The following is a 21,135-nucleotide window of genomic DNA, read 5'->3' on the forward strand; positions in this document are numbered from 1 at the left end:
CTTCAAAAAACAATAAAATAAAAAATTAACCTCTTAAATTATGAGTTCAGAAAATGTTCAAACCAAATGGGGACAGTTTATCTCGTTGATAATTGTTTTCTTCTTTTGGGGTTTTGTTGGTTCGGCCAATGATATCCTGATTCCCGTATTCAAAAAAGTATTTACTTTATCTCAGGTTCAATCACAATTAGTAGCCTGGGCATTTTATGCGGCGTACTTTGTAGGATCAATGATTTTCTTTTTAGTATCTTTAAAATTAGACGTTTTACAAAAATTCGGATATAAAAAAACCCTTTCTGCAGGTTTACTTCTTTCAGCAGTTGGATCATTTTTATTCATTCCTGCTGCAACAATGGAAAGTTTTCCATTTTTCTTAACCGCTTTATTTACTGTAGGTTTAGGATTTTCAATCCAGCAAATTGTAGCCAATCCATTGGCCATTAAAATGGGAAGTCCTGCAACAGGAGCGCACCGTTTAACATTAGCCGGAGGTATCAACTCTTTCGGGACAACCATTGGAGCTATCCTTTTAGGAATTGCTTTGTTTGGAATGGGTGACAACAAAAACACTTCACTTTCATTAGAAGATATCAAACTGCCTTTCATCATTTTAGGACTTGCTTTTATTGCAGTGGCCATTTTCATGAACTTCTCTAAAATCGAAGATCCTGCAAAAGAAGAGGAAGAAGTAGTTAAAGTAGCACACGAAAAATTCAACATTTCAGATTATCCACAACTATATTTGGGAATGTTAGGAATCTTTATTTACGTTGGTACTGAGGTAACAATCATTAGTAATTTACCAGCTTTATTGCATACTGCAGAATTCGGTAATGTACTCGAAGATGCCATCGCACCTTTTATTGCCCTTTACTGGGGAAGCTTAATGATTGGTCGCTGGAATGGTGGTGTTAACGTTTTCAACACTTCAAACCTTGTAAATACAGCATTAAAATTCATTGTTCCTGCATTAGCCTTTGGAGTAATTATTGGAGCTAACATTTTTGCTGCACACGATGTTTCTGCATTTTACATTTACCCAATCTGGATTTTATTATTTATAGCCGTAAGTTTTGTAGGTGGTAAAAATGCCGGAAAAACTTTAATGCTTTTCGGAATATCAGGATTATTAATGATGCTTGCCGGATTAGCCTGGCCAGACCCATCAATTGCTAAATTCTTCTTTATCTCAGGAGGTTTATTCCTATCTATCATGTGGCCATCAATCTTCGATTTAGCGATCGCAGGATTAGGTAAAAACACAGGAAAAGCATCTTCGTTCTTAATTATGATGATTTTAGGAGGAGGGGTTATTCCATTAATTCAAGGAAGCATCTGCGATATCGACCTTACAAGCCCTGGAGGAATCTTCGGAATCACCTGGACACACTTCTCTTACATCGTTCCCTTACTTGGTTTTGCCTATTTAGGATTCTACGGTTTCTACTGTCCTAAAATATTAAAAAGACAAGGAATTAACCATGTTGAAGGCGGTGGCGGAGGTCACTAAGACAAATTATAAAAACATAAAAAAAATCCCAAATTCCAATCCACAAAATTGGAATTTGGGATTTTTTTTGCTCTAAAATATCACCCAATAACCTTTGCCCCTTTGTACCTTTGAACCTTTGCCCATCCTATTTAGCATTAATAATATTGCTCAGATTCTTTTTAAAAGTAGTTTTATTTTGCTCCGATAAGGTATAAACAACATCTTTATCAGCATGAACAATAACCTTATCAATATTGGCCTCTAAGAGCGCTTTTGGATCTTTTATTCTCAACGTACAGGCACCATCAAAAAAACCGTCATCTTCAATGATTTTTTTGGCCTCGATAATCGTTCCGTCACTTAAAACAGCCGAAATAGTCATGGTTTTATTGAGTGTTTTCGAATAAAAACCATCCATTACCAGCAACAATCGGTAGGAATTTTTCAATTCCGGACCTTTAAATTCGTGTCGCGTAATATTATAACGCAAGCCTTTTGCAAGCGTCTGAAATTGCAATGAACAATCCAGTTCAAAACTCGCTACATCGCCAGCCTCACTAACCTCTTTTTTTATTTTAGCAGCTTGTGCACTAATCGATAAACCAATGAACAAAAACACAAAAACCAGTACAACTTTTTTCATATGTATTTCTTTTTGAGACACATAAAAGTAAAAAAAAAATCGTCACCCTTTTTACAAGGATGACGATTTTTAACTTATAAAGATCTGATTCTTATTTATTTCCCTTTTCAAAATCAGCTACAAACTGAGCCAATCCAATATCAGTCAACGGGTGTTTCAACAATCCATAAATTGCAGAAAGAGGTCCAGTCATAACATCAGCACCAATTTTAGCACAGTTTACAATATGCATTGTATGACGCACAGAAGCTGCCAAAATTTGAGTCTCGTAACCGTAATTATCATAAATTTCTCTAATTTCCTGAATTAAATTCAAACCGTCTGTAGAAACATCATCCAAACGACCAATAAAAGGAGAAACATAAGTAGCTCCTGCTTTTGCAGCCAATAAAGCCTGACCTGCAGAAAACACAAGTGTTACATTAGTTTTAATTCCTTTATCCGAAAAATATTTCGCAGCCATTACACCTTCCTTAGTCATAGGTAATTTCACTACAATTTGGTCGTGTAATTCAGCTAACTCTTCACCTTCTTTGATCATTCCATCATAATCCAGCGCATTAACTTCAGCACTTACATCACCTTCAACAAGGTTGCAAATATCTACATAATGCTTCAAAATGTTGTTTTTTCCGGTAATTCCTTCTTTTGCCATCAAAGACGGGTTAGTTGTTACACCATCTAAAACACCTAAAGCCTGTGCTTCTTTAATCTGAGCTAAATTAGCTGTGTCAATAAAAAATTTCATAATTATATCTATTTAATTGTGTTCCTGTTTTGGGCGTGTCCCTCCGGGGCGGGCTTTCGGCTTTATCTTTTGTTTCGTTTCACTTCACAAAAGAATACCGCCTCAAACGAAGTTCACCGAACTCTTATTAAAAATAAAAACTAAGTGAAGTAATCCCTCACGCAAAATTCGGTGCAAAATTACAATTTATAATTTCCATAAAATAAAAAAGTAAAAAATAATTCTAAATACCTTAATTATAGTCAAAACACCTTTAGCCGAAAAACTAGTTTTATTTTTGTACTTTTAAAAAATTAAAAATCCCTCCCATACAAGTGCTAGAAGATCATTTCAAACAAGATATAATCAACATTGAGAACATATCAATTGTCCCCAATCTACTCAACGTTATTTGCCAAACAACCGGAATGGGTTTCGCAGCAATAGCAAGAGTTACTGAGGATCGATGGATTACCTGCAGCGTTCAGGACAATGTACTTTTTGGCTTAAAACCCGGAGACGAATTAAAAATAAAAACAACAATTTGCGACGAAATCAGGCAAAACCCAAAACCTGTCATAATTGATAATGTAAGTGAAGACAAAGAGTATCACAACCACCATACTCCTGCTATGTACAAATTACAAAGCTACATTTCAGTACCCATTATACGTCAGGACGGGAGTTTCTTTGGTACATTATGCGCCATAGACCCAAAACCAAACAACCTTAAAGAGTTTAAAATCAGTGAAATGTTCAATTTATTTGCTGAACTTATCTCATTTCACCTTGCAGCAATAGAACAAAAACTAGAAAGCAAAAAAATTCTCGAAGAAAAAACCCATCTGCTTGAAAAAACTCAAGTCGAAAAAAATGAAGCCGAAAAATTAAACTCAGATTTCAAGAAAAAACTCATCGAGAAAAATCTTTCGCTCGAGAAAATGAACAGTGAACTGGAGGCTTTCAATTATATTTCAAGTCATGATCTTCAGGAGCCTTTGCGTAAAATTCAGCTTTTTACCGACACTATTGAACGCGAAGAAGTCACTAATTTATCCGAAAAAGGCAAAACTGCATTTCATAAAATCAAAACGTCAGCGTACCGAATGCAAAACCTGATCAACGACCTTTTGATTTATTCTAAAACAAAATTTGATGACAGAAAGTTCGAAGTAAAAGACTTAAACAACATAGTCAGAGATGTTATCGAAGATCTTACAGACGAGTTCGAAAACAAAAATGTAGTTTTTGATATACAGAAATTAGGTAAACTCTCTGTAATCGAATTTCAATTCAGACAATTACTTTATAACCTGATTAGCAATTCATTGAAATTCGCCAGTCCTGACCGAGATTTAATCATTACAGTAGCTGCAGAAATTACAAATGGTCAGCTCGACAAGCTTTCGCCGCTTACTAAATATTATAAAATAACCATTTCTGATAATGGTATTGGATTTGACCAATTGTACAACGAAAAAATATTCGGGCTCTTTCAGGCATTGCATACAAAACCTTTAAAAAGCACCGGAATTGGCCTAACAATCGTAAAACGAATTGTAGAAAATCACAACGGATTTATTAAAGCAGAAGGCGTTTTAAATCAGGGAGCAAAATTTGACATTTTTATTCCTGCAGAATAACTTCAAATTTTGCTCCCCGTCCATTTATTATATTTTATAATGGTTCATTAGCATTTTTTCATACACTTTATCAGGAAGTGCACGTTTTAAAACAATCGAAAACTTCTGCATAAACGCCCCCACTCTATAGTGTACGTTTGGCTTTTTCTGTTGCATGATTTTATACACCGCTTCGGCCATTTCGTTAGGATTACTTCCCGCATCTACATGTTCATTCATCGTTGCAAGATTGTCTCCGTAGACTTTTGCGTAAGCTGAACCCTCTATAACCGGCGCATGATAACGCCCCGAAGCAATATTAGTAGCAAAATCGCCTGGTGCAATGCTTGTAATTTCGATTCCAAATGACTTTACTTCCATACGCAAAGCCTCAGTGATTAACTCTAATGCTCCTTTAGAAGCCGAATAAACACTTCTGTAAGGCAATCCCATATAACCGGCGATCGAAGTAATATTAATAATCAAACCTGATTTTTGCTCGCGCATTTGTGGCAACACCGCTTTCATAACTTCAATTGGTCCAAAAAAGTTGGTTTCAAAATTATTCCTGATTTCCTCTGTCGGAATTTCTTCCAGAGGACCAGTAATTCCAACACCTGCATTATTAATCACCACATCTAACCGACCTGAATTGGCAATGATTTTAGCCACCGCTGATTTTATAGATTCAGCATTACGAACATCCAAAGCCACCAATGGAAAAACTGAATTCAGGACTTTTTCAGGATTTCTGCTCGTTCCGTAGACTACAAAACCTTTTTTTTGCAAAAATTCTCCAATTGATTTTCCAATCCCTGAGGATCCTCCGGTAATTAAAACGACTTTATTCATTTTGAAAAGTTATGAGTTTTGAGTTATAGGTTATGAGAGATTACTATTTTTTTTTACCGCAGAGTTCACAAAGCTTTGCGAACTTTGCCTTTTCCCAAAAAAAAGAGTAAAAAAACTTAGCGTTCTTTGCGGTTAACTTTTTTTATCCCTCCACAGGTTTTAGGATTACTCCAATAACTTTTAACTTACGAAATACCAAAAATAAAAAAATCCTCCATAAGGAAGACCACTTTTAAATTAATTCTAAAAAAAATCCCGAAAGATCGGGAATAAAAAAAATGGCAAGCGACCTACATCGCACCGCTCAACCACGTACCCTTGCTATGTTCCCATCCTGGGGGAGTCTGCAGGAGCTGGTCGTGTAGGACTTGCCGGTGCAAATATACAATCTTTTTATATTTTTGCAAGACCTTTGTTGCTATAAAAATATCGTCGTATATTGGCTTATTCAAATTTTAAACTATGAAAAAATATAACTTCCTAACTGTCATTTTATTAGGAATCACATTAATTGGATGTGGAGATAAAAATAAAGGTGAAAATTCTTTATTTAATATCGATGATTCTGCTTTTCCTGCTCATTTTACCCAAAAAGAAGCACTTTCTGTTGGAATTTTGAACCCAAATTCGAAAGAAATCGACAGCATTGTTTACTTTGTTAATGATAAAAAAGTGGGAAGCACAAAAGGAGCTTCAAAATTTAATTTCCCTTTAAAAGATCAAAAATTAGGATACCAATATCTAAAAGCAACTGTTTATTTTGGATCAAACTCTTCTGATGCAACCAAACGAATCGAATTAGTATCTGATGTTGAACCAAAAGCTTTAAAATATAAGATCGTAAATACATATGCTCACGATACCTTATCTTTTACTGAAGGTTTAGAGTTTTACAAAGACACTTTGTACGAAAGTACAGGACAAGAAGGCGCTTCGTACATTAGAAAATACGATTATAAAACAGGAAAAGTTTACAAACAAATTGATCTTGATAAACAATATTTTGGAGAAGGCATTACCTTTATCAACGGCAAATTGTTTCAATTGACCTGGCAAAATAAGAAAGGTTTTATCTATGATGCTAATACTTTAAAACTGGAAAAAACCTTTGCTTACGAAAAAGACATCGAAGGCTGGGGAATGACAAATGATGGAAAATACATTTACCAAACAGATAAAACTGAGAAAATCTGGAAAATGGATCCTGCCACTCAAAAAATGGTAGATTACATCAATGTATATTCAGGAACTTCAAAAATTAAAGCCATTAATGAGTTAGAGTGGATTAATGGAAAAATCTATACCAATGTATGGTTTAAAGATGCTATTGCAGTTGTAAACCCTACATCAGGAGCCGTTGAGGGAATTTTAGACATGTCTGGTTTGAGAAAATTTATGGATGCCAAAATAACCAAAGATGATGTTTTAAACGGAATTGCTTACAATCCTAAAACTAAAACCATTTTTGTAACGGGTAAAAACTGGAGCAAAATGTTTGAAATAACAGTTTCCGAAAATTAAATTCCAAATTTTTAAAATTCCAAATTCCAATAAACACGAATTTCACAGATTTTCACGAATAATTAGTGATAATTTGTAAAATTTGTGTTTTGTTTTTTTTCCATATTAAATAGCATTCCATAATAAATCTATACAATGATTACCCTTATCAAAAACATAAAAGAATTACTTCAGGTTCGCGAAACTGCAATTGATAAAGTTTCGGGGGCTGAAATGGCAGAACTTCCTACTATCAAAAATGCTTTCTTAATTATAAAAGATAATCTTATTGCTGATTTTGGATCAATGGAAAATCTTCCTGAAATCAATGCAGATAAAGTAATTGATGCGACAGGACGAGTTATAATGCCAACCTGGTGTGATAGTCACACCCATATTGTATACGCTGGCAATCGCGAACAGGAATTTGTAGACCGCATTAACGGATTTACTTATGAAGAAATAGCGAATCGCGGCGGTGGAATTCTAAATTCAGCCAAGAAACTCAACGAAACTTCGGAAGAAGAAATCTACGAGCAGTCAAAAATTCGATTAGAAGAAGTAATGAATTTAGGAACTGGGGCAGTGGAAATAAAATCCGGATATGGCTTAACTATCCAAGGCGAACTCAAAATGCTTCGTGTCATTAAAAAACTGGCTGAGAACTATCCAATTGCTATAAAAGCTACTTTTCTTGGTGCACACGCCTTTCCTGTACATTACAAGGATAATAAAGCGGGTTATATCGATGAAATCATCACTAAAATGCTGCCTGAAATTGCTCAAAACAAATTAGCTGATTATGTTGATGTTTTCTGCGAAACAGGTTATTTTTCTGTAGAAGAAACAGAACAAATTATGCAGGCAGGAATAAATTTCGGCTTAAAGCCAAAAATTCACGTTAATCAATTTAATTCTATTGGCGGAATACAAGCCGGAATTAAATTTAAGGCCCTTTCTGTCGATCATCTCGAAATTATGAACCCGGAAGATATCGAAGCTTTAAAAAACACAGAAACAATGCCTGTAGCATTACCATCGTGCTCGTACTTTTTAAGTATTCCCTACACACCAGCAAGAGAAATAATAAAAGCAGGACTTCCATTAGCCTTAGCAACCGATTTTAATCCCGGTTCTACTCCATCTGGAAATATGAATTTTGTGGTGGCTACAGCTTGTATCAAAATGAAAATGACCCCTGAGGAAGCAATCAATGCAGCGACTATAAACGGTGCGTACGCAATGGGAATTTCAAAAACCCACGGAAGCATCACCAAAGGCAAAAAAGCCAATTTGATCCTGACAAAACCTATTTCATCATACTACCAGATTCCATACGCTTTTGGCAGTAATCTAATAGAAAGTGTTTTTATTGAAGGTGAAATTTTAGCTTAAAAATTAAGCCAAAAATCAAGTTTTTATTTTTTAAACCATTAAGATATTAAGAAATTTAAGTTTTACAGCTTAATGAAACTTAATATCTTAATGGTAAAAAAAATTAATGGTTCCATAAGATTTTATTGTTCTTTTTTATTCCAAAAACAATCTTGATCCCATAAAAAAAGGTCTGTGAAACTTCACAGACCTTTAATTTTTAGTGGTATTATTACCTAAGCAACGTTGTATTATCTTAAGTTAAAGCTAGTTTTAGAAACTAATTCATCATTATCAAAAACATTGATAAAATAAGTTCCTTTAGCAAAATCTTTACCTGGTAAGTCTTCACTTACGTTAACTGTTTTGTTTTCATATTTAACAGTAGTTTTAAAACTATAAGTTAAAGTATTATCACCAAAATTTTCTGTTTTCTTATCTCCTAAAACATTGTTTTTAGAATCAATAACTTGTACATAGTACGTTTTATCACCAGATTTAGCGATTTGGTTTTCAGCAACAGTAAAACTAATTTTTAAAACATCAGCACGACTTGCTTTATCAGTTTCAATTTGTTTTCCTGAGCTTCTTAATTTGTAAGCAGCTGTTTTTGTATTCAAAACAGATAATTTAGCTCCTTTTTCAACAGTTTTAGCCAATTCTTCGTTTTGACCTACTAATACTTCGTTATATTTTTTAGACTCACCTAAAACTACAATTGTACTATCTCTCTGAGTTGTTAAAACACCATTTTGTTTTTTCAATTCATCATTTTCAGCAACTAAAGTTTTCATTTTACCTTGCATTGCCTGAACCTGAGATCTAAATTTAGATACATCACCTTTTGATTTATTCAAATCATCCATCAAAGCTACTACTTTGTCTCTTTCCTGAATTAATTCATCAGACATAGAAGTATTTTCAGCGATTGCAGCATCATAAGTTGTTTTTAACTCTTGCAGATCTTTCATAACAGACTCTTTCTCTGTTAAAGTTGTTGTAAGTTCTGTCTTAACCACGTCTGTATCAGACGATAATTTAAAAATATACACTAAGCTACCAATTAGTAGGACTGCTAAAACTGCGATTACCGCTTTTAGACTTGAGTTGTTGTTCTTTGGGTTTTCCATATTTAAAAAAATTTTTCTTTAAAACAAATTTAAGAATTAATATAAGGTTATAACGTAAGTTACTACAATTATATTATTTTTGGAAAATAAATTTTTTTCATGGAGAAATTAGTCCCGTTTACTATTAATGATTTAGCAAAAGTTACAAATCATCGAAGTGGTGAAATAAAATTTGGAGAAAAGATGATTATCATCCCTAAAGGAGTTGATAAAATTACTTTTCTAAAAGAAAGCGAAGCTAAATATGTGCTTCTCGGAATTCCGGAAGATATTGGTGTGCGAGCCAATTACGGCAGGCCCGGAGCAGCATCGGCATGGGAAAGCGCTATAAAAAGTATTGCCAATATACAACACAATCGTTTTTCCAAAGGCAGCCAGATTATTGTCTTAGGACATATTAATGTTGCTGAAGAAATGCGCGAAGTAGAAAATCTGGATTTTAACGATATCGACGACCGTTCAAAATTAAGTCAGTTAGTCGAAAAAGTAGACAAAGAAGTTTCTCATATTATTTTTACAATCATAAAAGCAGGAAAAACGCCAATAATTATAGGCGGAGGTCATAATAATGCTTACGGAAATATAAAAGGTTCGGCTTTAGCCAAAGGAAAACCTATAAATGCCATTAATTTTGATGCCCATTCTGATTTCAGGATTTTGGAAGGCCGTCATAGCGGAAATGGATTTTCTTACGCTTACGAAGAAGGTTTCTTAAAAAAATACTTCATTTTTGGTTTACACGAAAACTATACTTCAAAAAGTGTTTTAGACATTATCAAAAAATTAGAAGACCGCGTTCGTTACAATACTTACGACAGTGTGAATATTCGCAAAGAAAAAGATTTTGACAGGGAGATGGCTTTGGCATTAGAGTTTATCAAAACAGATTCTTTTGGGATCGAAATTGATCTTGACGCGATTCCTAATATTGCCAGCAGTGCCATGACAATCAGCGGATTTTCGGTAGAAGAATTACGTCAGTTTATTTCGTTTTTTGGACAGCACAGAAACGCCACCTATTTGCATATTTGCGAAGGAGCTCCGGATCTGGCCGATTCTCCAAACAATAATTTAATTGGAAAATTAATTGGTTATTTAGTCACTGATTTCATCAAAGCCAACAACGAAAAAGAGTAATTTATTGAAAGATGACTGACTGAAAACGAGTTCATTTGCCAAATAAACCAAGAATCAAATAAACGATTGATCGAATAAAGCTATCTTTGCACAGAATTTTAGTACTTAAAACTAAATTCTTAATACCTAAGATATGTTATTCGAAGATTTATCACTTTCAAAAAGTATACAAAAAGCCGTATTTGAAGAAGGCTACCTAAACCCTACTCCTATTCAGGAACAGTCTATTCCGATTGTTTTGGCAGGAAGGGATTTAATTGGTTGTGCCCAAACCGGTACAGGAAAAACTGCGGCATTTGCAATTCCAATTATACATCAATTACACCGAATTGTAGGCTCATCAAAAAAAGCCAAAGTAATTCGCGCCTTAATAGTTACTCCAACACGTGAATTAGCGGTTCAGATTGGGCAAAGTTTTGATACTTATGCCAAATACACCAACCTGACTCAATTGACGATTTTTGGTGGGGTTTCGCAAAATCCTCAAGTTGATACATTGAAAAACGGAGTTGACATTTTGGTCGCTACGCCAGGAAGATTACTGGATTTACAAAAACAAGGTTTCCTTGATTTAGATCACTTGCACACTTTGGTTTTAGACGAGGCAGATCAAATGCTAGATATGGGCTTTATCAATGATGTAAAGAAGATCGTAAAACTTACTCCAAAAAACCGTCAGACTTTATTGTTTTCTGCAACAATGCCTATTGCTATTCGCGAATTGGCCGAAATGTTTTTACAGAATCCTGCAAAAGTTGAAGTCTCTCCGGTTTCATCTACAGCAGAAAACGTAGAACAACGTGTTTATTTTGTTGAAAAAACAGAAAAAAGAAATTTATTATATCATCTTATAAAAAACGAAGATTTATCGAACGTATTGGTTTTTTCGAGAACCAAACACGGGGCTGATAATGTGGTAAAAGCATTGCGCAAAAAAGATATCCCTGCTGAGGCGATTCACGGAGATAAATCGCAAAATGCAAGACAACGTGTTTTAGATGCCTTTAAAAACAAAGAAGTTGGTGTCCTTGTTGCCACAGATATCGCGGCAAGAGGAATTGATATTGACCAATTGCCTTTTGTAATAAACTTTGACTTACCTAATATCCCTGAAACTTACGTACATAGAATTGGACGTACTGGTCGTGCCGGAAACGGCGGAGTTGCGATTTCGTTTTGCAGCAAAGACGAACATGGTTACTGGAAAGACATTCAGAAATTGATAAAAGTAGACGTAAAAACGATTACGGATCATCCTTATCAATGGCACGCAGGAAGTCCTGAAGAAGCGGCAGAAAAACCTAAAAATTCAAACCGAAGCGGTGGTGCTCACAAATCAAGAAAATCAAACGCTTCTAAGCAAAATAAAAAACGCTGGTACTAGCCCTATGAGCAATTGAACACTAATTTCATAAATGATATTAATACCTAATAGCCCGTGTAATTAATTCCACAAACTAATCTGTGTTAATCAGTGAAATTAGTGTTTTCTTTTTTTTTATTCTTATACACCTTACTAACTATGGCTTTTAGCTTCGTGTATTAAGTAACTTATAATCTTAAAGAGCTTAACGGGCTCAAAAGGCTTGATGATTATATCATTCATTCCCGACGAAATTGCCTCATCTGTTATTTCATCTTTATCAAAAGCAGTCAATGCTACAATAGGCGTTTTTATACCTTTTAAGCGAATTCTTTTAGTCGTTTCAAAACCATTCATCAAAGGCATATTGATATCCATTAAAATAAGATCAAAATCTTCTTTTTTTAGTATTTCCAAAGCTCCAAAACCGTCGTCTACTACTTTACAGATATAATTATTCTTTTCGATAATCTTCTTTGTAACGAGCTGGTTGATCAGATTATCTTCGACAATCAGTATTTTATAAACATCACTTGAAGTCAGATCTACCTCGATTTCATCGATAATATTTTTAGTCTTTTGCGGATCATGTTCAAAAGGAATTACAAAGGTAAATGACGTTCCTTCGCCAATAGTACTTTTTAAACTAATAGTACTTCCAAAAAGTCCCAACAATCGTTTTACAATACTCAGTCCTAATCCTGTTCCTTGGTAATCTTCATCTTTTCGGCCTACCTGAACAAATTTTTCAAAGATTTTACCCTGATCTACAATTGCAATTCCAACACCATTATCTTTAATTAAAAAATCAAGAAAGTACATTTTTCCCTGTATATCTTTGAGTTTTACGATAATTTCAACTTCTCCGTCTTTGGTAAACTTTAATGCATTACTCACTAAATTCATCAAAATTTGGGCAAGTCTTAATTTATCTCCAATCAAATATTCCGGAATATTAGAATCTATAGAGACAGAAATCTTATTATTTTTTTTTTGAGATAAGAAAGAAAGAGAATTTTTGATCATTGTAATTTCATCAGAAATGTTAAATGTCAAATTCTCTAATACCACTTTATTTTCTTCGATTTTATTAATTTGAAGAATGTCGTTGACCAATGACAATAAATATCGGGCCGAAAATTTCAGGGAACTCAAATGCTGGCTTCTTGATAATTCTTTATGTTCTTCAAGCAGCATATTAGTAATCCCTACTACACCATATAAGGGAGTACGCAATTCATGGCTTATAGTCGAAATAAATTGAGTTTTGAGCAAAGAGGCTTCCTCGGCAATTTCTTTAGCTTTTAAAAGCTCTAAATTGTGTTTTTTCTTAAACCTTATATTTTTGATCAGCGTAATGATCAGAAAAAAAAGTATGAGAGAAATCAGGACAAACAAAATGACAATAATCCTCGATTTTTTCAGACTCTGATATTGCGAATCTTTTTCATTTTCGATTTTATCAATTTGTCTTTTGTATTCATCTAACTCAAGATTAAAACCGGCAATAGACGCCCGCTTGAGTTTTTCTTTATTCGTCATTTCATCTCTGATCGTACTATAGGCGAGCATATTTTTATACGCATGCTCAAATTTACGAATCTTATTCAAAAACTTCGAATACTCCAAATAGGCATATAACAAATCTGTTTTTTCATTTATAGACTCTCCATAAGAAATAGCTTTCAGGAAATATTTATTTGCCTTAGCATTATCGTTTTCATTTGACCAATACATTCCGTTTAAAAAATTCAGCGCAACATCATTTGATTTTCCTTTTAAATTATTCTGGTTTTTATTAATGTAGTCTAGGTAAGGTAACCCTTTGGCATAGTTTCCTATCTTAAAATACGACCAAACGATATTAAGGTTTGTTATGGCAACTTCTTCAGCATATTTAGCATGGTCACCAAATTTTAGCGATTCTTTATAATAAGCAATTCCATCACTATACATTTTCTTTTCAAAAAAACATAAGTTCCCTAGATTACTAGTAATCATCATTCGTAAACTTACAATATTAGATCTTTTAGCATAGGATAAAGCTTTATGGTAAAAAAAATCTGCTTTATCTACTTCACCCAACTCGTGAAAGTTAATGGCTATTATATTGTAATTTCGGGAAATTAAGGTGTCATTTTTTATATTAAAGGCATGTTGTAAGGCTATACCGGATTTCTCTAATGACTTTTCGTAATTAGTCTCGTCTAAATAATCACAGGCTTGTTGCGTTAAATCTTTAACTTTTTCATTTGATGCAATACCAGTCTGGGCAAAGAGCTCAGGACAAAATAAATTTAGAAATACAAAAAATAAAAAATAAAACCTGTAATAAGACATAATTGGGCAAATGTTTATTCAAATATACATTATTATAACTTCAAAATAGCAGTATGTTTTTCATAATGAAAGTAATACTAATCAATATTGTTTATCACTATTTCTTTTTGATTCTTAACAATTACAAAATAGCTCCAAATAAAAAACCGTAATGAAAATTATCATTACGGTTTTTTTTATTTAAAAAGTATAAAACTATTTTTATAAACTAAACTTCTTCAAGTCCTTCTATGTTATCTTCCTTATCAGCTTCCCACTGACCCACAACCGAAGTTGCTAAAGCGTTTCCTAAAACATTCGTAGCACTTCTAAACATGTCACAAAAGTGATCAATTGGCAAAATTAAGGCAATTCCCTCAACTGGAATTTTAAACATTCCGCAAGTAGCCGCAACAATAACCAAACTGGCCCTTGGCACACCCGCAATACCTTTACTGGTTAACATTAAAACCAAAAGCATCGCCATTTGCGTTCCTAAATCTAAATGAACGCCATAAAACTGAGCAATAAAGATACTGGCAAAAGTCATGTACATCATACTTCCATCCAGGTTAAACGAATATCCAAGCGGTAACATAAAGGCAACGATTTTATCCTTTACACCAAATTGTTCCAGTTCTTCTGTCAATTTAGGAAAAACAGCTTCACTACTGGTTGTTCCAAAAGCAATAGCCAGCGGCCCAACAATACGTCGTAATAATTCGGTCATTCTTCTTTTCAGGAAAATATAACCTACAGCAATCAGAACTACCCATAGTGTACTGATTCCGACTAAAAATGATCCGAAAAATTTAAAATAAGTAATGATTAACTCTTCTGCATCTCGAATAGCAAAAACTCCTGCAATGGCTCCAAATACTCCAATTGGAGCAAAGTTCATTACATAATTCACCATTTTTAAAACAATGTGAGACGCTTTATCAAAAGCATTTATAATTGGTTTTACCGTACTTCCTAATGAAGCTGCCGCCAATCCAAAAAAGATAGAGAATATCACAATTTGTAAAATCTCATTGGTTGCCAATGCTTCAAAAAGGCTTTTAGGAACAATGTGTTCTACAAAATTCTCAACAGATAATATTTTTGTTTTTGCTGTAACCTCAGAAGCTGCAGCCATATCTACGTGATCTAATTTTAAACCTACTCCAGGCTCTAAAAGATTTACATAAAATAATCCAATTAGCAAGGATACAAAAGATGCTGTAAAAAACCATCCAAGAGCTTTTCCTCCCACTCTTCCAACTGTTTTTATATCGCCCAATTTAGCAATTCCAACTACTAAGGTCGTAAAAACCAAAGGAGCAATAATCATTTGCACTAATCTAATGAAGATCGTGGCAAGCATTTTTATTTTATTGCTAAAAGACAGTGCAGCTTCCTGCGAAATCGAATTATGGATCACAATTCCTAAAGCTGCTCCAAGCACCATTGCAATTACTATTTGCCCTGTTAGTCCTTTAAGAAATGATTTTTTTTTAGTTTCTGTTACTTGCATTAATTTGTTTTATTTAGAATTAAATATTAAGACCCTCACTGCCTTAATTTTTATTAATATGTTTTGTTGATTAAATAAAAATCAGCCAAAACAATTGCTGCCATAGCCTCAACAATAGGCACAGCACGTGGTACAACACACGGATCATGACGACCTTTACCCGTCATTGGTGTGATATTTCCTTTATTATCTAATGAATCCTGGGTTTGCATGATAGTGGCAACAGGTTTAAAAGCTACTCTAAAGTAGATATCCATTCCGTTGCTGATTCCGCCCTGAATTCCTCCTGAAAGATTTGTTTTTGTCGTTCCGTCAGGATTGTATAAATCGTTATGTTCGCTTCCTTTCATTTCAGAACCTGAAAATCCGCTTCCGTATTCAAAACCTTTCACGGCATTGATAGAAAGCATTGCTTTTCCTAATTCGGCATGTAATTTATCAAAAACCGGCTCACCTAAACCAACCGGAACGTTTTTAATCACACACGAAACAACACCACCTACAGTATCTCCCTGCTTGCGGATATCGCGAATGTATTCTTCCATAATTGCTGCCGATTTTTCATCCGGACAACGAACAGGGTTACTTTCTATTTTAGAAAAATCTAAATCCTGATAAGGCGTATCTAAATGAATTGGCCCAACAGACGAAACATAAGCATTAATTTTAATTTCCGGTAACATTTGCTTTGCAATTGCCCCTGCCACTACTCTGCTTGCGGTTTCACGAGCAGAACTTCTTCCGCCTCCTCGATAATCACGAAAACCATATTTCTGGTCGTATACATAATCAGCGTGACTTGGTCTGTAATTGTCTTTTATATGAGAGTAATCATCAGATTTTTGATTGGTATTGGGGATAATAAAACCAATTGGCGTTCCCGTAGTTTTACCTTCAAAAATACCAGATAAAAACTGCACTGCATCGGGTTCTTTACGTTGTGTTACAATTGCTGATTGTCCTGGTTTTCTTCTGGACATTTCAAGTTCAATTGCTTCTAAATCAAGTTCAATTCCTGATGGACAACCATCAATAATTCCACCTAAAGCTTCACCATGAGATTCTCCAAATGTTGTAACTTTATATAGGGTGCCGTAGCTATTTCCTGCCATTGTAATTTGTTTTGAGCAAATGTAAGTTTTATGAATTAAATTAAAAAATTTAAAATTAGTATTATTAACTAAAGGTTAAGGAGTTTAAAAATCACAATTTATTAAAATTGTGGCCAAATTGATAACCTTTTGATAAAATATCTCTGCTAGGAGTTTCTTTTATTTGTTAAACTTCAAAAAAAGAAAAATTGAAAAAACGAAATGTCGAATTGGTCATTCTTTCAGATGTCCATTTGGGAACTTACGGAAGTCACGCTAAAGAACTAAACAACTACCTATCAAGCATTAAGCCCAAAACATTAGTCTTAAACGGCGATATAATTGACGCCTGGCAGTTTCGAAAATCATACTTCCCTAAAGCACATTTAAGAGTCATTCAACGCATAATCGGGATGGCATCTAAGGGCACAAAAGTGTATTACATCACTGGAAATCACGATGAAATTCTTCGAAAATTCAGCGATATGAACATGGGAAATTTTTCACTGGTTGATAAACTGGTTTTAGAATTAGACGATAAAAAAGCCTGGATTTTTCACGGAGATGTTTTTGACGCTTCTGTTCAGCACTCAAAATGGATCGCAAAACTAGGCGGATTAGGATATGATTATCTAATTTTGAGCAATCGATTTGCCAACTGGTGTTTGGCAAAATTAGGCCGCGAACCGTATTCTTTTTCTAAAAAAATAAAAGCAAGTGTAAAAAAGGCTGTCAAATTCATTTCAGATTTCGAAACTACCGCTACAGATTTAGCCATCGAAAAAAAATACGATTATGTAATTTGCGGACATATACATGAACCAAAAATCATAACTAAAGAAAACAAACACGGATCTACCTTATATTTAAATTCCGGCGATTGGGTCGAAAATCTAACTGCGCTAGAATACCACAAAAAGCGTTGGAAATTATACTCTTATACTGAAAGTAATTTTACAGAAGAAGAAAATCTTTTCGAGATGGAAGACATTTTAAGCTCCCAATTAATTTCCTCGATCATCCTTAAAAAATAATCCTAAAACTGCTTCAAAAGTCCAAATCACGCATTATAACTGACACCGAAGCCTTTAACAAAATGAAATTAAAATTCAAAAATGTGAATTATATAACAATTTTCAAAAATATTATACGTTTCTACTCAACACGTAACTGTACATTTGAAAAAAATTAAATAACCATTTTTATGAAAAAAATCATTTTATCTGCCTTTATGCTATTAGGAATAGCATTCACAGCTCAATCACAAGAAATTTCAAAACACGCTTTAGGAGTACGTTTAGGAGATAACAACGGATTTGGTGGCGAGGTATCATATCAATTAGGCTTAAGCCAAAAAAACAGACTTGAATTTGATTTAGGTTTTAGAAACAGCAGTAATGTAGACGCCATTAAAGGAGTTGCTCTTTACCAATGGGTTTGGAACATCGACGGAGGTTTTAACTGGTACGCTGGTGTTGGTGGTGGTATTGCTGCATGGGATCACGATTACTACAACAACAATTTTAAGTATAACGACAGCGGAACATACGTATTTGCAGCTGGAGATATCGGTATAGAATACAGATTTAGCGAAGCACCTATTACACTTTCATTAGATGCAAGACCAGAAATTGGTTCTGGATACTATGATGATGACAATTTTGGATTCGATGTAGGTTTAGGAGTTAAATTTAGATTCTAAATTAAAACTAAAAAATAATTGTAAAAAGAAATCCTGTCGTTGAAAAGCGACAGGATTTTTTTGTTTTCATTAGGCTCAGCATTGAATTTAACCTAAAGAATGCTTATTTAATAATAATCTCTTTTTTCGAATGCACTTTTACCACCGTATAAGGATAGGTAATCACCTGCATCACCATCGCATCCGGAGCTGGACTTACTTCTTTTATCGTAATGATAATATTCTTATCGGTTTCTTCCACTTTTTCAACGCCAATAGAGTATCCGCCGGTATTTTTCTCCCCCATGTTCAGGATAACATAATTCGAATTACTAATATCGTCATGTTTCATTTTATCTTTTAAAAGCGGGTCATTTTCCAACATTTTGATTTCATTAGGTTCAGTCAAAATTTCAAAAAACTTAATATTCCCACCACCGTCAGATTGTTCCGTCAAAACCTCATACAAAACTTTCGAACCTGAATCTGCTGTTTTTTTTGCTCCGCAAGAAATCAAAACAAAAATTATTAAAACCGAAATTACTTTTTTCATTTACGAGTATTTTTAAATTATGTTCTATTCTTTATAATCGTCTATTGCTTTTTGATACAAAGCTTCATACTTAGGCAATATATTTTTGATATCGAATTTCTTCGCTACTTCCAGCGCATTTGCTTTAAATTCATTCAGCGTTTTATCATCTTTAAGAATCTTAATTGCATTTGCAGCCATTTCTTCGACATTCCCAACATCACTCAAATATCCCGAAATACCATCAAAATTAACCTCCGGCAAACCTCCCGAGTTACTCGAAATTACCGGAACCCCGCAAGCCATTGCTTCTAAAGCTGCCAAACCAAAACTTTCTGTTTCTGACGGAAGCAGGAACAAATCAGTAAGACATAAAATTTTATCAATTTCATTACTGTTTCCAAAGAAAATTACCTTGTCGTAAATTCCCAGTTCCATACATAAAATTTCCGCTTTTTCTTTCTCAGGACCATCACCCACCATCATCAATTTAGCTGGCATTTCTTTCTGGATATTATAGAAAATCTTAATAATATCCGGAATACGTTTTACCTTTCTAAAGTTACTGATATGCGTTATGATACGCTCATTTTCCTTGGCCATTACATAACGGTGACAAGGCTGCTGCGGATCTTTTCTCACCTTATCCAGCTCAATAAAATTAGGAATTACCTTGATTTTATTCTTGATTTTAAAGAGTTTCAAAGTATCATCTTTCAGACTCTGCGAAACAGAAGTAACATAATCAGATTTATTGATACTAAAGGTCACTGCGGGTTTATAAAAAGGGTGATTTCCAACAAGAGTAATATCAGTTCCGTGAAGCGTTGTAATCATTGGCAGATTAATGCCTTCATTCTTCAGCATTTGCTTGGCCATATAGCCCGCATAAGCGTGAGGAATAGCATAATGCACGTGCAAGACTTCAATCTTATATAATTTCACCATATCAACCAATTTGCTTGACAAAGCCAATTCATAAGGCTGATAATGAAAAAGAGGATATTCAGGAACGTTTACTTCGTGATAATGAACATTAGGATTCAAAAGTGCCAGCCTAACCGGCTGACTATAAGTAATAAAATGGATTTCGTGTCCGCGTCTGGCTAATTCAAGACCCAATTCTGTAGCAACTACGCCACTACCGCCAAATGTCGGATAACAAACTATAGCTATTTTCATGTATTAAATTTAATACTACGAAAGTACTCAAAAATAGCATTTAATCGAAGATTTAGATTGTTAGATTTTTGTGAAGATTAAATGTACCAGAGTATTAGATCGTTAGATATTTAAAACAATTACTCTAACATTATCTCTGTCAGTCTGAGCGATCCATAGGCTTCACAAGAAGAACTTTACACTCATAATTCATAACTAATAATTCATAATTTAAATAAGAAGCAAAAAATCACTTTTCCAAAATAACCATCTGTCCCGCTGTCCGTTATATCTTTTCTGCCCAACAACGGCAAAAAAGGATATCACTCCCATCGGGGCTAAATTAGAGGCTTTTATTTTTGTAAGATCCACAGAGTTAAACCCAGCATGTTTACTCGTAAATGTGATATTCTTAAAACAAAAAAAGGCATAAAATCTAAATTTCATGCCTTTTTTTTTATTATAAATTCTTCTTAGAAAAATCTGCTATGCCAGCTATCGGCAGCAGGAACTTCCCACGATTCGTTGTATTCTTCGATATTGTTTACAAGGTTATTAAAGACAATCGTATTCTCAGATACCGATTTATCTTTCACCATTTTCTTGAAATCAATTAATGGTTTATGAGCTATGTGTTCACCAAGTTTAAAAGTAACGTTCATCTTATCAAGCAAATCAACGTGGTATTTTTTCTCTAAACTTTGGATAAACTCCACTGAACTATCTATAGAACATCCTGTAGCTGCCTGCACATCCTGATTTACAGCCAAAATAATGAATCGGTTGTATTTTAGTTGGTATGAAGCCTCTAAACTTGTTCCGTGAGCTGCCCAGCCTTCTACGAAAGCTTTCAGGTCAGTTTCTATTTCAGAAAATTCTTCCTCAGAAAACTTTCTGTTTGATTGGTAAATCCAAATTCTGGATTCACCAGGTAAATTTTCAAAAGGTATATACATTTTTAAATTTTAGATTTTAGATTATTGGATTTGAAAAGT

18 protein-coding genes and 1 other RNA gene are annotated in these 21,135 nt (G+C 34.1%); 8 read left to right on the plus strand and 11 right to left on the minus strand.

Features of this window, described 5'->3' with window-relative positions; all coding sequences use genetic code 11:
• The first annotated feature begins 40 nt into the window (after positions 1 to 40).
• Positions 41 to 1,510, plus strand: coding sequence for an MFS transporter (locus IRZ78_RS21940; protein WP_194618871.1), 1,470 nt, complete (start codon positions 41 to 43; stop codon positions 1,508 to 1,510).
• 127 nt (positions 1,511 to 1,637) lie between these two features.
• On the opposite strand, the gene IRZ78_RS21945 is transcribed toward IRZ78_RS21940, so the two are convergent.
• Together IRZ78_RS21945 and fsa are read right to left on the minus strand one after the other, a co-directional pair.
• The gene (locus tag IRZ78_RS21945; protein ID WP_194618873.1) at positions 1,638 to 2,135 is read right to left on the minus strand and encodes a hypothetical protein; all 498 of its coding nucleotides are present in this window, start codon (positions 2,133 to 2,135) and stop codon (positions 1,638 to 1,640) included.
• A 91-nt stretch (positions 2,136 to 2,226) separates the two neighbouring features.
• A complete protein-coding gene (fsa, locus tag IRZ78_RS21950; RefSeq protein ID WP_065449355.1) occupies positions 2,227 to 2,883 on the minus strand; it encodes a fructose-6-phosphate aldolase in 657 nt (218 codons plus the stop codon).
• 314 nt (positions 2,884 to 3,197) lie between these two features.
• Here fsa and IRZ78_RS26435 point away from each other — a divergent pair, with 314 nt between their 5' ends.
• Complete coding sequence (locus tag IRZ78_RS26435; protein ID WP_347349842.1) at positions 3,198 to 4,505, plus strand: ATP-binding protein; 1,308 nt, start codon at positions 3,198 to 3,200, stop codon at positions 4,503 to 4,505.
• Between the two features lie 27 nt (positions 4,506 to 4,532).
• Here IRZ78_RS26435 and IRZ78_RS21960 read toward each other — a convergent pair whose 3' ends face one another.
• Both IRZ78_RS21960 and ffs read right to left on the minus strand, forming a co-directional pair.
• Positions 4,533 to 5,336 (minus strand): SDR family oxidoreductase, encoded by an 804-nt coding sequence (locus IRZ78_RS21960; RefSeq protein WP_194618886.1) that lies wholly within the window; start codon positions 5,334 to 5,336, stop codon positions 4,533 to 4,535.
• Between the two features lie 276 nt (positions 5,337 to 5,612).
• Positions 5,613 to 5,710, minus strand: an RNA gene (gene ffs, locus IRZ78_RS21965) — signal recognition particle sRNA small type.
• 88 nt (positions 5,711 to 5,798) lie between these two features.
• Between ffs and IRZ78_RS21970 the strand changes: the two genes are divergently transcribed.
• Together IRZ78_RS21970 and hutI are read left to right on the plus strand one after the other, a co-directional pair.
• A complete protein-coding gene (locus IRZ78_RS21970; protein WP_194618888.1) occupies positions 5,799 to 6,857 on the plus strand; it encodes a glutaminyl-peptide cyclotransferase in 1,059 nt (352 codons plus the stop codon).
• Between the two features lie 135 nt (positions 6,858 to 6,992).
• On the plus strand, positions 6,993 to 8,231 hold the full coding sequence (gene hutI / locus IRZ78_RS21975; protein ID WP_194618890.1) for an imidazolonepropionase: 1,239 nt from the start codon (positions 6,993 to 6,995) through the stop codon (positions 8,229 to 8,231).
• Between the two features lie 230 nt (positions 8,232 to 8,461).
• Here the strand turns inward: hutI and IRZ78_RS21980 are convergent, their stop codons facing one another.
• Entirely contained in the window at positions 8,462 to 9,340 is an 879-nt protein-coding gene (locus IRZ78_RS21980; protein WP_194618892.1) for a hypothetical protein, read from the minus strand.
• Between the two features lie 99 nt (positions 9,341 to 9,439).
• Here IRZ78_RS21980 and IRZ78_RS21985 point away from each other — a divergent pair, with 99 nt between their 5' ends.
• Both IRZ78_RS21985 and IRZ78_RS21990 read left to right on the plus strand, forming a co-directional pair.
• Positions 9,440 to 10,477, plus strand: coding sequence for a formimidoylglutamase (locus IRZ78_RS21985; RefSeq protein ID WP_194618894.1), 1,038 nt, complete (start codon positions 9,440 to 9,442; stop codon positions 10,475 to 10,477).
• 133 nt (positions 10,478 to 10,610) lie between these two features.
• Positions 10,611 to 11,861, plus strand: a complete 1,251-nt coding sequence (locus tag IRZ78_RS21990; protein WP_194618896.1) for a DEAD/DEAH box helicase — start codon at positions 10,611 to 10,613, stop codon at positions 11,859 to 11,861.
• A 132-nt stretch (positions 11,862 to 11,993) separates the two neighbouring features.
• On the opposite strand, the gene IRZ78_RS21995 is transcribed toward IRZ78_RS21990, so the two are convergent.
• From IRZ78_RS21995 to aroC, 3 genes are all read right to left on the minus strand, one after another.
• Positions 11,994 to 14,180, minus strand: coding sequence for a response regulator (locus IRZ78_RS21995; protein ID WP_194618898.1), 2,187 nt, complete (start codon positions 14,178 to 14,180; stop codon positions 11,994 to 11,996).
• A gap of 208 nt (positions 14,181 to 14,388) precedes the next feature.
• Complete coding sequence (locus IRZ78_RS22000) at positions 14,389 to 15,675, minus strand: dicarboxylate/amino acid:cation symporter (RefSeq protein WP_194618900.1); 1,287 nt, start codon at positions 15,673 to 15,675, stop codon at positions 14,389 to 14,391.
• 53 nt (positions 15,676 to 15,728) lie between these two features.
• Positions 15,729 to 16,787, minus strand: a complete 1,059-nt coding sequence (gene aroC / locus IRZ78_RS22005; protein WP_194618908.1) for a chorismate synthase — start codon at positions 16,785 to 16,787, stop codon at positions 15,729 to 15,731.
• A 188-nt stretch (positions 16,788 to 16,975) separates the two neighbouring features.
• On the opposite strand from aroC, the gene IRZ78_RS22010 reads away from it, so the two are divergent.
• Positions 16,976 to 17,800, plus strand: a complete 825-nt coding sequence (locus IRZ78_RS22010; RefSeq protein ID WP_194618910.1) for a UDP-2,3-diacylglucosamine diphosphatase — start codon at positions 16,976 to 16,978, stop codon at positions 17,798 to 17,800.
• A gap of 170 nt (positions 17,801 to 17,970) precedes the next feature.
• On the plus strand, positions 17,971 to 18,468 hold the full coding sequence (locus IRZ78_RS22015) for a hypothetical protein (RefSeq protein ID WP_194618912.1): 498 nt from the start codon (positions 17,971 to 17,973) through the stop codon (positions 18,466 to 18,468).
• A gap of 103 nt (positions 18,469 to 18,571) precedes the next feature.
• On the opposite strand, the gene IRZ78_RS22020 is transcribed toward IRZ78_RS22015, so the two are convergent.
• The 3 genes from IRZ78_RS22020 to IRZ78_RS22030 all read right to left on the minus strand — a co-directional run bounded on the left by IRZ78_RS22020 (position 18,572) and on the right by IRZ78_RS22030 (position 21,096).
• Entirely contained in the window at positions 18,572 to 19,000 is a 429-nt protein-coding gene (locus tag IRZ78_RS22020; RefSeq protein ID WP_194618914.1) for a protease complex subunit PrcB family protein, read from the minus strand.
• A 24-nt stretch (positions 19,001 to 19,024) separates the two neighbouring features.
• Positions 19,025 to 20,161 (minus strand): N-acetyl-alpha-D-glucosaminyl L-malate synthase BshA, encoded by a 1,137-nt coding sequence (bshA, locus tag IRZ78_RS22025; RefSeq protein ID WP_194618916.1) that lies wholly within the window; start codon positions 20,159 to 20,161, stop codon positions 19,025 to 19,027.
• 452 nt (positions 20,162 to 20,613) lie between these two features.
• Entirely contained in the window at positions 20,614 to 21,096 is a 483-nt protein-coding gene (locus IRZ78_RS22030; RefSeq protein ID WP_194618918.1) for an ABC transporter ATPase, read from the minus strand.
• Positions 21,097 to 21,135: the final 39 nt, after the last annotated feature.

Origin of the sequence: Flavobacterium sp. CSZ (genome assembly GCF_015350725.1) — a bacterium.
In the GTDB taxonomy this organism is placed as follows: Bacteria; Bacteroidota; Bacteroidia; order Flavobacteriales; family Flavobacteriaceae; genus Flavobacterium.